Consider the following 14,770-nt stretch of genomic DNA (forward strand, 5'->3'; position numbering starts at 1 on the left):
TACTATTGATTATGATTCAGCAAATTTAATTTTTGCATAATTTTGACATTTTCTGGAGTTAGTAATGTTTGTAAATTCTTCATTTCATTCAAAAGCACTATTTCTCTAGCATACTCTTGTTGTAGGATACTCAAGTAGCGATCGCGCTCAACATCTGATTGAGCTTTTTTTAGCATATAGATTGACATATTGATATTTGAAAGCGGATTGCCTAAGTCTTGTAAAAGTTTTTGTAAAACCTCGTTGCACATTTGTGCTAGGTATTGGCTCTCTTGCAGTTTTTGTGAATTTGCCTGTATCTGCTGCTTTAGCTTGGCGTTTTGTTGATGTTCCTCTTCATATTGTTGTTTAATTAAAGTTGGTTTTTCTATCCGAGCCAATCTAACCTTAATTGCCTTGAGAAGTTCTTCCGGAGAGAAAGGTTTTGTGAGGTAATCATCGGCTCCTAACTCCATACCTTGGCGTAAGTCACCACGGTCTACTTTTGCAGTTAGAAAAATTACTGGGATAGATTCAGTCACCGAGTCTTGGCGTAAAGCTGTCAGTACATCGTAACCGTCAAGTTCAGGCATCATAACGTCACAACATATAAGGTCTGGTTTTTCTGTTTTAGCAAGTCGTAATCCTTCTAAACCATTATTTGCAGTCATAGCATTAAAACCCGACAAACTTAAAATTTGTTGAATATTTGCACAAATTTGGACTTCATCTTCAATTACTAATATTTTTTTCATTGGCTTCTTTAAATAGTGATTTTAACTAGGCAGTTTTGTAATGTCTATAGACGCAGTAGATGCAATTGCTAGAACAGATTCTCCAGCTTGAAGATTTGGTAAACTACATTAGATTCCAAATAATATCCCATAGTTTATTATTCCCTAAAATTATTTACTAATAACACATTAGATAGTTTCATTGAGGACATTGCTTGTAATTAGTGGCAGTTCCACCCTAAATGTCGTACCTACTCTGACCTGGCTAGCGACAGTAATTCTTCCTCTATGAAGGTCTATACACTTGTTGACTATTGCCAAGCCTAATCCAGTTCCCGGCTTATTACCAACATTACTACCTCGATAAAATGGTTCAAATAAGTTCTGCTGTTCCTGTGGTAAAATACCAATGCCTTCATCTTTAATTAGAAAAACTGCACTTTTATCTTGAACTAATAAATCAATTTGAACATTACTGCCTTCTGGTGAGTATTTGACAGCGTTTGAAAGCAAATTGCTCAGTATTTGTCGCAAAAGTTTCTTATCCATACAAGGCGTAAAGCGAGCGTCTGTTGATGTACCTAAGTACTGGGGAAAGAAGGCTAGGGAATGGTTGGGAGAACTGAGCTGAATTTCCTCTACCAAAGAGCGACAGAAATCAACCAAATTAATACAAGTTGGTTCAAATGCTAATTTTCCAGCTTCAGCCTTATTTATGAGCAAAATGTCATCTAACAGTTGAGTAGTGTGCTGAACGTAGGTCTGAATGCACTGGAGATGTTTCTGCTTTTGTTGTTCATCTAGTTTATGGCTAAAACTTTTTAAGATTCCAGCAGAGGAAGTAATCACAGCCAAGGGAGTTCGGAACTCGTGGGAAGTCATAGAAATGAAACGAGATTTCAACTCACTGAGTTCTTTTTCTTTTTCTAAAGCTTTACGAATATCTTCTTCAGCCTGTTTGCGATCGCGTATATCTTTAACTACCCCGATCACATAAATGGGTTTGCCAACCGGATCTCGAATTAGAGAAACCGTTAGATTTACCCAAATTACATTACCATTTTTATGTAAATAGCGCTTCTCTATGGAGAATATTTCTACCCCTCCTGCTATTAATTCTTGCAACTTATTTAGATAGACTTGTATATCCTCTGGATAAGTGATATTTCTAAAATTTTTATTCAGTATTTCTTCTTGGCTATAGCCTAAAATTTCACACAACTTTTGATTCCCTTTAATAAAATTGCCATCTAAAGTTTCTAGTTTAATTCCTACAGCTGCTTGATGAAAAATAGCTCTAAGTTCTGCCTCACTTTTTTGTAAGTCTAAAGTCCGTTGCTTAACCCTGACTTCTAAATCTTGATTGAGTTTTTGTAGAGCTTCTTGCGCTCGTTGCCGTTGCAGTTCAGCAGATGCTCTAGCTGCAAATACTTTGAGAATTCCTTCAAATCTATCATGATCAGGTATGGGCTTTTCATCTACTATGCATAGTAAGCCAATCGGTTGACCAAGATCATCACTCAAAATAACTCCCATAGAACTTTCGGCTTGCATCGCAACCCATCTTTCAGCATTAGGGAAAAGTGACTGAATTCCTGAAGCACAGTAGTAAAATCCTTGCTTGAGCAAAATTTCACAAGGCGTTGATTTCGGGTCATAGCAAATATTGGGTTGTAACTGCCCATCAGACCAAAATCCTAAAGTGTGAACTTGCCCATCAATTAACTCACTTACCAAAGTGTGACGAACATCTAAAGTAGAAGAAATATGCTCAACTAATGCTGGGAAAAAGTCACGTCCAGTCGTAGAAGCTGTACTTTCTATCAAACTTTGTAAGGCTATTTCAGCTTGCTTGCGTTTTGTAATATCAATTCCTACTGCAACAGCAGCTGTGTTTTGTTGATATTTTTGAGCTACAAGCAAGTAATTGCGTGTTTTGCCATTAATTTGGGCATCAATAACGCTAGAATCTGCTACATCTGGCCTAGCTAAAAATTCACGCATAAATTCTGTAAATTGCTGGCTGTTTTTCATAAAGCCCAATTCTTGACCAACAAAAGCATCGGTAGTCAAGTTAAAACTTTCAGCTAAATGGCGATTAACCCCTAAATAATATCCATCAGAATTTACCCAAGAAACAAACCCAGGTACTGCATCTAAAACTGTTTGTAATTGCTCTTTTGCTTGTTGCAGATTTTTTTCTGCTCGTTTGTATTCTGTAATGTCCTCGGAAATATACAATAGGTATTCGGGTTGTTTGTCTTTGTCATACAAAGGAATTTTAGTCGTATGCAAAATTCTTCTGTCAAAAGTTGGGCTATCAATAGGTTCCTCAGAAATATCTTGAGGTACACCACTATCAACAGTTTCTTGGTCTTTTTGGCGGATAAAGTCTGCTTGTTCTTTCGGGAAGAATTCGTAATCTGTTTTGCCAATAGCCTGCTCTGCTGTGATCCCAAAAATATGTTCGCAAGTATGATTCCAGAGCTTGAATGTTCCAAAATTGTCTGGTTTGGCATCTTTAACAAACACCGCCACAGGCAGATTATTAATCATCGACTGTAAAAAGTTGCGAGTCTGCTTGAGTTCCTCTTGTGCTTTTCGGCTCTCAGTGATGTCAATGCCTGTACAGACGATATAATCAACTTGATTATCTTGATTAAGTAAAACCTTAGTTGACCAAGAAATTAAGCGGCGATCGCTATCCTTAGTAACTAAACAAGTTTCGTAACGTTGAGGAATTTCTGTCTCTGCTAAATTTTTAAAAATAGCTTTGATACATTCTGTTGTTTCAGGTGACAGCATTACATCCCAGACAAATCTTCCTTTAACTTCATCAAATGCGTAACCCGTAGCTTGTTCACAAGTATGATTAAAACGAATAATTCTCCCCTGAAAATCTAGTACAACAACTAGAGCGTCTGCTAAATTCAAAACTGCAGAAACAAAATTACGCTCCAATCGTAGTTCTGCCTCGATTCTCTGGCGTTCTGCAAGTTTAACTCGTGCATAATTGTAGAGTCTGGCTTGTTGAATAGAAACTGCCAGCAGACTCGTAGGAGTAACCAATCCAATTAATTCTCCTTGATCCCCTACAATAGGCAGATGACAAATCTGATGTTGCCTCAGCAAATTTAACGCAGTAAAAATATCTTTAAAATCTCTTAACTTCAGTGTTATTAATTCCCTTGTCATTACTTCAGCAACACTGAGATCCTCTAGATTCTTTCCTTGTGCTGCCAGCTTTATTAAATCTCCCTGCGTAATTATCCCCACTAACTGCGAGTTTTCCATAACTAAAACACAACTGGCAGCTTGAGATGTGTTGCTATCTATGTCTTTACTTGAGTTTTTCAAATAATTGGTATCTTTGATTGGCACACCAACAAAATTACCAGGCGCTTGATTTATTAGTGCAACCACATCTGGAAGCAGAATCTCAGAGTTAACAATGAGCGGGTGACGAATGATAGTTAGTTGTAAATTTTCAGGGAGCAGAGAGTTAGTGAACATTATATGTAGATGCTTGGAATAAAACTATCTTTAAAATTGTCAACAATATTTTAACTTAGAAGCTATTAAAAAAACTCAGTGATTTCTCTGAAGTAATCAAATCGAGTTTTTTATTAAATATTGAATAATTTTCCAAGGTTTGATGTAAATTGCTATTTTATCAGTGTGACTAAGCTTTAAAACATAGAATTGTGTTCATAATCCCAACACTTATCATCACGCCAAGTTCTTCCAGTGTGTTTACAGTCCGACTTATTGTTAATCCAGGGAATTGATGTAGGATGGTCAGTGGAAGATGAAACTATAGTACTAACTGAAGACAGTACATAAGAGATGGTAACAAAGCTAGAAGGTCCTAGAATAATTAAAGCCCCTAGTAAAAACACAAAATTTACAGGATTCCATCTGGTATTTACAGCTTTTTTATAGTATAGTTGCTGCTTGAATTGACGCTCTGTAACTGCTAATGACATTGGTTACTACTCCTGTAATAATTGTCATGTAACTTAAAGATATTAAAGACGTTGAATTTGCTAAAAACAAATATTTCCTGGAATTTCATCAGATATTTAGGAGTTATTGTTGTTAGCGCTATATTTATTATTCAACTTTTAAATAAATAAACAATCGAGGAAAAACAGGAATTTTATAACTGATTATTTTAAGAGGATATACTTATATTGCTATTTGAAATTTGGGAAGAAATACTGAGTTATTGCTTTGGAGCATCCGTAAGGCTCTCGGAGATAGATAGGACAATGGTCGAAAACAAACCAATGAAATCGATGATGCAAAACCTTATTAGAGTCTGTTCGATCATAAAAATCGCGGCAACCGCTCCAAAATAGAGTTTTTGATGCTGCTCTTGTCGCTTTTAGTGGATGAATTCTGCTAGCAGTAAATCTACTGAAAGTTTTGAGAGGCTTTTAAGTATGATTGCGAATCTCATTTGTGCATAGCACGCAATAGTAAAGCACAGTTACTCGACAGTCAATCTTGTATTTGTTTATACTATAAATAGTAAAAATTAGATAGCAAAACCTTGATTTGTGAAGTATAAAGGTATGTAAGAACTTTCGTCTGCCTCTACCTTTTTTTAATAAATTATTTTGAAACGCGCATTTGTATTTTTAACTTATGAGTCATAGCTCCTCCCTCACAATTCTGCTGATTGATGATTGCGCCGAAGATCGGGTGGAATTGTGTCACTTCTTGCAGCAGGACAACCTGTATACCTATCGCATTTTGGAGTTTGAAACCTCAGCACAGGCAATGACATGGTGTGAGCAGGAGATACCAGATGTGATTTTGCTGGATTTTTTGTTGCCGGATGGGAATGGGCTGGAGTTTATTCAAAAATTCCGAGAATGCCGTAGCCATACCCAAACTGCTTTCATTATGCTGACAGGACAAGGCGATGAATTTATCGCTCTTGCTGCGATGAAAAGCGGTATTCGGGATTATTTGGTTAAAGATAAACTCACGGCTGAAGTTCTTCAAGGCGCAATTCATCATGCCGTTGAACGGATTGTCTATGAGCAAGCACAGGCAGAACTGGCAGAACGCCAACGGACAGAAGCAGCCCTTAGAGCCAGCGAAGAGAAACTCAAGCTCATCCTGAATTTTGCTAATATTGGCTATTGGGAGTGGAACCCAATCACCAATCAAATATTTGCCAGTGAGAATGCAATTCACTGTCTTTGTTCTGAGGCGAGTAGTACAAACATAACTTATGAGCAGTGGCTTAATCAAGTACATCCAGAGGATCGTTCATGGGTTGAGCAGGAACTGAGGCAGGCGATCGCCACACAAACCGATTATGCTGTGGAATACCGAATTGTTTGGCAAGATGGCAGCATTCACTGGGTATCAGCAAAAGGACGGGGACTTTACGATGAAACCGGACAACTACTGCAGATGCTGGGTGTGCTAATGGACATCACCGAACGCAAGCTCTCAGAGGAGGAGCGGCGGCGGGCAGAGATGCTGCGAATTGAATTAGATCTTCTGGAGCAGATTCTCGAAGTAAGCCTAGCAGGTTACTGGGACTGGGATATTCCGGGCAATCAGGAGTACTTGAGCATAACCTTCAAGCAGATGTTCGGCTATGAAGATCATGAGTTGCCCAATACACCACAGAGCTGGCAACACCTGATTTTTCCAGAGGATTTACCGGGCGTTCTAGAACTTTTTGAGCAACATGTCCAAAGTCGTGGAAAAATCCCTTATTACAACGAGGTGAGATATCGACATAAGGATGGTTCTACCGTTTGGGTCATTTGTTGCGGTCGTGTCATTGCGTGGGATCAAGACGGCAATCCCCTTCGCATGATTGGTTGCCACATTGACATTACACAACGCAAACAAGTAGAAGCTCAGTTATTAGCCATCACTAGTTTGCAACAAGCAATTTTAGATAGCATCGATTATGCCATTATTTCCAATAACTCAGAGGGCATTCAAACCTTCAACGCGGCTGCTCAGAAAATTTTGGGCTACACAGCAGATGAGGTTGTTCGGCAAGTAAGTCCAAGTATATTTCATGACCCGGAGGAACTCAAACAACGGGCTGCAGAACTATCGTTGGAATTGGGTAGAGAAATTGCACCCGGTAAGGAATTTTTTATGACGGTAACTCAAGACGGAAGCAGCTATGAAAACGAATGGACTTACATTAGTAAAGATGGCTCCCGCTTCCCTGTATTTCTGTCGGTGAAAATCCTACACGATCTCAAAGGAGAGAATATCGGATTTTTGGGTATTGCCAAAGATATTACCCAGCAAAAACAAATGGAGACAGCCCTTCGAGACAGCGAACTCCGTTATGCAACATTGACAAAAGCGGCTCCTGTGGCTATTTTTCGGCTTGACAATGCTGGTAACTGTATTTACGTTAACGATCGCTGGAGTGAGATGACTGGTAGACCAATACAGGCAGCATTGGGGATGGGGTGGGCAGAAGCAGTACACTCAGAAGACCGTGATCGCATCCTCAGGGAATGGTTTAACGCGCAATTAGAGCCAACAGGACTTTTTTACAACGAGGGTAGGCATCTGCGCCCTGATGGCAGTATTAATTGGTTTCACTGCTATGTGTCACCCGAAACTAATGCTAATGGGGGTATTATCGGCTATATCGGTACACTAACGGATATCACTAATCGCAAACAGGCAGAAGAACAACTTCATCGCCTCTCGGAAAGACTGACCCTAGCGCTTCAATCAGGAAGATTCGGTATCTGGGAATATGATTTTGCCCAAGCAAGACAAATTTGGGATGACCGGATGCACGAACTATATGGGTTTAGCCCTGGTGATTTTTCCGGCACTTATGATGCCTGGTTAAACTGTCTGCATCCGGAGGATCGCGATTATATGTTAGCAACTATCGAGCAAGTTCTGCAAGGCAAACAAGAATATAATCTAGAATTCCGCATCGTTGAGCCGAGTGGAAAAATTCGTTTCCTCAAAGGCTATGGTATTCTCAAGCGTAACCAGCAGGGTGAACCTATACGTATAATTGGGATTAACTATGACATCAGCGATCACAAACTTGCTGAACAGGAACTCATCCGCAACAAGGATTTGCGAGAAGCAATTTTTAACGAATCTGCTGATGCTATCTTTCTGGTTGATCCGCAAACGCTGCTCACCCTGGATTGCAATCGGCGGGCGGTAGAACTATTTGAGGCTACTGACAAAACTGAACTAATTTTCATTGAAGGACATAAACTCCAGCGCCATCAATTTTCTCCTGATGAGATGGCTAGTATCGTGGCAGAAATGCAGTCGAAAGGAGTATGGAGTCGAGAGATTGAATATGTTACTCTTCAGGGCAAGATTTTCTGGGGCAACATTGCAGCCAAGCCCATTACTATAGCTGGAAATACCATGAATCTAGTACGGCTAAGTGATATCACGGAGCGTAAACAGGCTGAAGAGGCACTGGCGAAATATGCCCATGAGGTTGAAGATCTTTACAATAATGCTCCCTGTGGCTACCATTCCCTCGACAGCGAAGGCCGATTAATCAAGGTCAACGAGACTGAACTGCAATTGTTGGGTTATACCCGTGAGGAAATGATTGGCCAACCCCTGACGAATTTTTTCACCCAAGATAGTCGTTTAGCCTTCGCGCAGAACTATCCTCGCTTCAAAGAACAGAACTGGGTAAAAGATTTGGAGTATGACATGATTTGTAAAGATGGCACAGTTTTGCCAGTGCTGATCAGCGCCACCGCCGTCAAGGATGGAGATGGTAACTATCTATACAACCGCGCTACTCTGTTTGATATCCGCGAACGCAAACAAACCGCGCAAGAACTGGAAGAATCACGCAAAATGCTGCAAACGGTACTGGATACATTTCCCCAACGTGTTTTCTGGAAAGACCGCCAATCGCGCTTTCTCGGCTGCAATCCAGCATTTATCCGCGATTGTCAACTGACAGCCCATGAGATTATTGGCAAGACCGATTTTGAATTACCTTGGGCAAAGTTGGCACACATCTACTGTGCAGACGATGCTATGGTGATGAACACCCGAACACCTAAACTAGGCTATGAGCAGCCATTGCAAGGGCCTAATGGCGAAAAATGGCTGCGAATTAATAAAGTTCCCCTGACTAATAGCGCAGGTGAGGTGATTGGCATACTAGTATCTCACGAAGATATCACAGAACGCAAACAAGCCGAAGTACAACTGCAAAAGACAAATGAGCAACTTGCTAACGCCAACATGGAACTTGCCCGCGCCACTCGCCTCAAAGACGAATTTCTAGCAAACATGAGCCATGAACTGCGAACACCTCTCAATGCCATTTTGGGTATGTCAGAGGGCTTACAGGAAAGCGTGTTCGGCTCCATCAATGAAAGACAAGCAAAAGCGATCGCCACCATTGAGCGCAGCGGCAGGCATTTACTAGAACTAATCAATGACATCCTGGACTTGTCCAAAATTGAATCTGGCAAACTGGAACTACAACTAACTGATGTTTCTGTCAGGAGCCTCTGTGAAACCAGCCTTGCCTTCATCAAACAAATGGCGTTAAAAAAGAACATTCGCCTCAATACTCATATTTTTGAAAGTATTGGCAGCATCCAAGCAGATGATCGCCGCCTACGTCAGGTGCTGATCAACTTACTGAGCAACGCTGTCAAGTTTACACCAGAAGCAGGCTCTGTCACACTAGAAGTCCGGCTGGAAGAAGCAGGGGAAAACCTCTGCTTCCATATCACCGATACTGGCATCGGTATCGCCCCTGAAGAAATCGGTAAGCTGTTTCAGCCCTTCATACAGCTTGACAGCAGCCTTAACCGCCAGTACAATGGCACTGGTCTAGGTTTAGCCCTGGTACAGCGAATTGTTACTCTGCATGGAGGAACAGTTTCAGTTAGCAGTGAAATCGGACAAGGCAGTTGTTTCACTGTCCGCATTCCCTACCGTGTCAGCGATAATGTGCCAACAAAAGAGGTAACGACTTCATTAGCTGGCTATCGCTTACCAGCGGAGAATGCTCAAGTTTTAATTATCGAAGATTCTGTTGCGGCGGCTGACCAAATAACTCGTTACCTCCACTCCATGGGAATGCAACCCATTATCTATCCCCAGGGTGAAGGAGCCATAGAAGAAGTACTGCGAGTTAGGCCTGCTCTGATCATTTTGGATTTGCAACTGCCGAACCTGTCGGGATGGGAAGTGCTGCATCAACTCAAGACTAACCCACAAACCAAAAATATTCCAGCTATCATCATTTCAGTCGTGGATGAGTGTAGCAAAGGACTGACTCAAGGAGCATCTGAATATTTGGTTAAACCCATTACCCGCGCTCAACTTCAGACAACTATAGAGAAACTGCAACATTCTAACCGTTCTGACTCGCCGAATCAAATTGTAGTGCCTGAAGCGGTGGATAAGTCTTTGATTTTGCTGGTAGAAGATAATCAAGCTAATATTGATACCATGTCCGGTTATCTTGAAAGCAGAGGATATGATCTGATTTTGGCAAACAATGGACAACAAGCCATTGACCTTGCTCAAGCCAAACGTCCCGACTTAATTGTGATGGACATTCAAATGCCGGGAATGGATGGGTTGGAAGCGATGCGGCGCATCCGTGACGAGCAGCAATTTTTGTATGTGCCGATTATTGCATTAACGGCGCTAGCCATGCCGGGCGATCGCGAAACTTGTTTAGCAGCCGGAGCCAACGAATATCTCACCAAACCTGTAAAACTTAAACAGCTTGTAGCCAAAATTCAACAACTTTTAGGAAGGTAGCGGAAATTCTCAATGGATAATCAACCCTCTATTTTAGTGATCGATGATGAACCGAATAACTTCGATGTTGTTGAAACATTGCTAGATGGTGAAAACTACCAGCTATACTATGCTCCTAGTGGTCAACAAGCTCTAAATCGCCTCAATAGTTTTCAGCCCGATCTGATTTTGCTTGATGTAATGATGCCCGATCTAGATGGGATGGAAGTATGCCAACGCATTAAAGCTGATCCAAAATGGCAAGCGGTTCCGATCATCATGGTGACAGCATTAACCGCTAAAGAAGATCTAGCTCAATGTTTAGCGGCAGGTGCAGATGACTTCATTAGTAAACCCGTCAACGGTGTGGAATTACGAGCCAGAGTTCATTCCATGTTGCGGATTAAACAGCAGTACGACAGTATGCAAGTACTGCTCAAACTACGAGAAGACATGGTAAATATGATTGTGCACGATCTGCGAAATCCACTTACCAGCATTGTCTTAGGGGCGAAGATTCTTCAGTTTCCAGGCTTGTCATCTCAACAGCAGCAAGAAAAAGTCGATCAAATTTTACTTGCGGGACAACAACTACAATCGTTGATTGATAGCTTGCTGATCATGGCAAAGCTGGAATCAGGCAAAATCGTTCTCAACTACACAAAACTAGACCTTTGTACGCTCTGTATGTCAGTATTGGCAGATTTTGAGGCGATAGCTGCCCAGAAGAACGTCACCCTGATAGGTGAATTACCCGAACTTGGTGGCATGGTTGAAGTAGATGCAGTGCTCTTTCGTCGAGTGCTAGATAATTTGCTCTCCAATGCTATTAAGTTCTCACCGTCAAACTCTCAAGTTATCCTGCGGGGAGAGTATTTGGCAGCAGGAGGTGCTAAAGTGCAAGTCGCCGATGCAGGACAGGGAGTCCCTGAAGACTTACGAAAAATCATTTTCGAGAAATATGAAGTTGCAACTCGGATACCAGAAGTTTTGCAAATTGGTTTAGGATTAGCTTTATGCAAAATGGTGATCGAGGCACATTGCGGTACCATTACCATCGAAGATAATCATCCAAATGGCAGTATCTTTACGGTATTTGTCGGATAAGAACATTTTTCGCGTTCTTCTTAGCGTCTTAGCGACTTTGCGTGAGGCAAAAAATTCTGTTAATTATTCCACTGTTTTTGAACTACTTATACTTAATTTCCGAAAGGAATGAAGTAAATTGAAAAACTTTTTAAAATCAAAACTTCTGGGATCAATTTTTTGACCTGAACGATCTACTGCTCGGTGAGTGGTGATACGATTATCTGGGACGTTACTTTGAGCAACTAGCCAAGCAAGAGAACGGTATTGCACTTCAGAGTAGCCTTCGTGAGTAGGCTTACCATTCATATAACCAGATGGTGGGGATTCTAAAGAAACGTGATAAGCAAAGTTATTCACAGATGGAGGAAGGTTGGGATTAGTTTTTACTGTTTCTGGTCCTTTGGAACCATGAAATACTGAGTTAGCTGCACCAAAAGCTCGTTTTTCTGGTGGGACTAAATAAACAACAGTTCCGTCTAGCTGAATTAATGTGTGGTAACTGGCTTGAATATTTTCATCTGTGTGGGCGTTTTTAAAAAAATTCAGTACGCTCGAAACAGGCGCATCTGTTTCATGAAGCACTATAATTGGCGAATTACGCACGGGTACACCATAAACGTCTTTAGTAAAGCGCTCTCCATAGTTGGATGGATGCGCCCAAACAATTTTGTATGGTGGCTTGTATTTTCTAAAAGCATCAGTATTTGTGAGTGAGTAAGTAGGAGTAGTTTGCTTTTTACTCTGTGGCTTTTTCGTTTTCGTCAATCCCAATTGATAGCTGGGATATTGACTCCAAACGTTAGTATCTAAATGGGGTTTTACTGCCTTTTTTTGTTGTAACTGCGATCCCACAAATAATAGCCCGACGGTAAGACTAAAAAATAGCGGAAAAATCATTAGCACCCAGATTTTTTTAACCCTAATGCTCATTGGGATAAATAAGTGTTAGTATACTTTGTTAATTATAAGTAGCTTAGCTCAGTAACTAAGACTAGAAAATAGTATTATATGATACATTTAGGTAGGGGTCAAGCCCGTCACCTAGATAAACTTTACGCAATGTTTCGCTCTTGTGCAAGTCTTGAGCCGTTACAGTTTGCAGAATTTCTCCAGTTTGGATTAAATAAGCACGATGGGCAACTTTGAGAGCGTTTCGGGCATTCTGCTCTACTAGCAAAATCGTGGTTCCTTGAGCGTTAATATCTTGAATGATGGCAAAAATTTGGCTGACTAGCATTGGAGCCAGTCCCATGCTAGGCTCATCTAGTAAGAGTAAGCGGGGACGTGACATTAAAGCACGAGCGATCGCCAGCATTTGTTGTTCTCCACCACTCAAAGTACCTCCTTTCTGATTCAAGCGTTCTTTCAGACGAGGAAAAAGCAACAAAACTCGCTCCAAATCTATTTTAATCCCCAAATCACGCCGAGAGAAAGCGCCCATTTCAATGTTTTCCAACACACTCATCTGGGGAAATATCAATCTTCCCTCTGGACTTTGAGCAATACCCAAACGAACGATCGCCTCAGTTCCCAAATTTTCTATGGCTTTTCCTCTAAACAAAATACTACCTTGGCGAGGGCGTAGCAACCCCCCAATTGTGCGCAAAGTGGTAGTTTTACCCGCACCATTACTACCAATCAAGGTAACAATTTCACCTTCATTTACATACAGAGACACATCTTTAAGGACGTGAATATTACCGTAGTAAGCATGAATATTCTTAACTTCCAGTATCATCTATTTACTATCCCCTGAGGACGAACAAGCACAATCAAAACCAAAGTCATACCAAAAAGAAATAGCCGCATTTGAGTAGGATCGAGACTGGTTGCCAGAAAATCTTTCCACTGTGGACTGGCGACATAGGGTAAAATAGAAACATTGAGGATATTCTTCAATACTTGGGCTAACTGTGGTAGATAAAGTTGATCGGCAGCAGTAATAACGATCCCACCTAAAATAACTCCAGTCATATTGCCAAGTCCCCCCAACACTACCATACACAGAACAATCACAGAAAGAGAAAAACCGAAAACGCTGGGGAAAATTGCCCCAATATAAGCAGCGTAAAAAGCTCCCGCAAATCCAGCGAAAGCCGCTCCCATTGCAAAGGCTAATAACTTTGTTCTAACTAAATTGATCCCCATACAACTCGCCACCAACTCATCTTCTCTGATTGCCACCCACGCCCTGCCCATGCGAGAATTGCGTAGGTGATCGCTCACCAAAACACAACCTACAACCATCACCAAAACCAAATAGTACCAAGGCAAGTAATTACTAGGTGCAAAAGTACCAATAATAGGTAATACTGGACGACCAATAGGATTAATACCAGCTTCCCCTCCAGTTAAATTAATTGGTTGCGAACAACCCAACAAACATATCGCCATTTGCGGACGACCCAAAACACTAGATAATATTTTTGAGATCGGCTCATCAATCCTCACGGATGTCAAATTACGAAAAACTATTGGCACAATCTCCCCAAATCCCAGAGTGACAATTGCCAAATAATCTCCTCTTAACCGTAAAGTTGGAGAACCTAAAACGATCCCCGCCACAGCCGAAACCGCCACAGCAATCCAAATAACCAGCCAAAAATTCCATTCCAAATTAACTTGAGGAGACGAGAGCAAACCAGTAGTGTATGCCCCAATCGCAAAAAAAGCAGCATACCCCAAATCCAACAACCCGGCATAGCCAACCGTAATATTCAAACCTAGCGCCAAGATGATAAATATTTGGATTTGAACAACAGCCGCAATCCAATTCGTTTGCGCAACTTGATCAACCAAAGGAAAAACGAGCAGAATAAAAATAACTGTAATCCAAACAGCATGATGCCGACGAGTTTCAGGTAGCCCCTGCAATGCCCCCATCAAACTACTTGCTAAAACAGCAACAACACTAGCTGCACCACCTAATAATAGTACGTCAAAAATACCAAACGCAACCTGCCCGGAAATAGGTCTAACAATTAGCCCTTGAACACAACTAGCAACCAAAAGCCACATCCCTAAAATAAAACCAGATGAAGCCCCCAAACGGATACCAACATTGATAGTTACATTCTTCCCCCGACAAGAGATAGCACCAGCAGCAGTACCGAAAAGCCAGCCAATCACCACACCACTCCAACCGCCAAATAGCAAAACAGTGAGAGAAGCGATCGCCCCCATAATTCCTGTCACAA

At 41.2% G+C, this 14,770-nt stretch carries 8 protein-coding genes; 2 read left to right on the top strand and 6 right to left on the bottom strand.

Annotated features, from left to right (window positions below; translation table 11 throughout):
- Positions 1–2: 2 nt before the first annotated feature.
- From ICL16_RS26975 to ICL16_RS26985, 3 genes are all read right to left on the bottom strand, one after another.
- Complete coding sequence (locus ICL16_RS26975) at positions 3–734, bottom strand: response regulator transcription factor (RefSeq protein WP_190834231.1); 732 nt, start codon at positions 732–734, stop codon at positions 3–5.
- 168 nt (positions 735–902) lie between these two features.
- Positions 903–4,226, bottom strand: a complete 3,324-nt coding sequence (locus ICL16_RS26980; protein ID WP_190834233.1) for a PAS domain S-box protein — start codon at positions 4,224–4,226, stop codon at positions 903–905.
- A gap of 176 nt (positions 4,227–4,402) precedes the next feature.
- Complete coding sequence (locus ICL16_RS26985; RefSeq protein ID WP_202895744.1) at positions 4,403–4,699, bottom strand: hypothetical protein; 297 nt, start codon at positions 4,697–4,699, stop codon at positions 4,403–4,405.
- Between the two features lie 664 nt (positions 4,700–5,363).
- Here ICL16_RS26985 and ICL16_RS26990 point away from each other — a divergent pair.
- Positions 5,364–10,505 (top strand): PAS domain S-box protein, encoded by a 5,142-nt coding sequence (locus tag ICL16_RS26990; RefSeq protein WP_190834236.1) that lies wholly within the window; start codon positions 5,364–5,366, stop codon positions 10,503–10,505.
- Between the two features lie 12 nt (positions 10,506–10,517).
- Complete coding sequence (locus ICL16_RS26995) at positions 10,518–11,591, top strand: hybrid sensor histidine kinase/response regulator (protein WP_190834238.1); 1,074 nt, start codon at positions 10,518–10,520, stop codon at positions 11,589–11,591.
- A gap of 63 nt (positions 11,592–11,654) precedes the next feature.
- Here the strand turns inward: ICL16_RS26995 and ICL16_RS27000 are convergent, their stop codons facing one another.
- The 3 genes from ICL16_RS27000 to ICL16_RS27010 form a co-directional block, all read right to left on the bottom strand.
- A complete protein-coding gene (locus tag ICL16_RS27000; protein WP_238360975.1) occupies positions 11,655–12,470 on the bottom strand; it encodes an N-acetylmuramoyl-L-alanine amidase in 816 nt (271 codons plus the stop codon).
- Positions 12,471–12,564: 94 nt separating this feature from the next.
- Positions 12,565–13,311 (bottom strand): ABC transporter ATP-binding protein, encoded by a 747-nt coding sequence (locus ICL16_RS27005; RefSeq protein ID WP_202895745.1) that lies wholly within the window; start codon positions 13,309–13,311, stop codon positions 12,565–12,567.
- Positions 13,308–14,768, bottom strand: a complete 1,461-nt coding sequence (locus tag ICL16_RS27010; RefSeq protein ID WP_337907130.1) for a branched-chain amino acid ABC transporter permease — start codon at positions 14,766–14,768, stop codon at positions 13,308–13,310. Before ICL16_RS27010 ends, ICL16_RS27005 begins: the two co-directional genes overlap by 4 nt.
- Positions 14,769–14,770: the final 2 nt, after the last annotated feature.

It is taken from the genome of Iningainema tapete BLCC-T55 (genome assembly GCF_014698965.1).
In the GTDB taxonomy this organism is placed as follows: Bacteria; Cyanobacteriota; Cyanobacteriia; order Cyanobacteriales; family Nostocaceae; genus Iningainema; species Iningainema tapete.

Excerpts from the sequence above, each read along its gene's own strand:
- ICL16_RS26975 (WP_190834231.1), bottom strand. The coding sequence starts at position 734 with ATGAAAAAAATATTAGTAATTGAAGATGAAGTCCAAATTTGTGCAAAT.
- ICL16_RS26980 (WP_190834233.1), bottom strand. The coding sequence starts at position 4,226 with ATGTTCACTAACTCTCTGCTCCCTGAAAATTTACAACTAACTATCATT.
- ICL16_RS26985 (WP_202895744.1), bottom strand. The coding sequence starts at position 4,699 with ATGTCATTAGCAGTTACAGAGCGTCAATTCAAGCAGCAACTATACTAT.
- ICL16_RS26990 (WP_190834236.1), top strand. The coding sequence starts at position 5,364 with ATGAGTCATAGCTCCTCCCTCACAATTCTGCTGATTGATGATTGCGCC.
- ICL16_RS26995 (WP_190834238.1), top strand. The coding sequence starts at position 10,518 with ATGGATAATCAACCCTCTATTTTAGTGATCGATGATGAACCGAATAAC.
- ICL16_RS27000 (WP_238360975.1), bottom strand. The coding sequence starts at position 12,470 with ATGATTTTTCCGCTATTTTTTAGTCTTACCGTCGGGCTATTATTTGTG.
- ICL16_RS27005 (WP_202895745.1), bottom strand. The coding sequence starts at position 13,311 with ATGATACTGGAAGTTAAGAATATTCATGCTTACTACGGTAATATTCAC.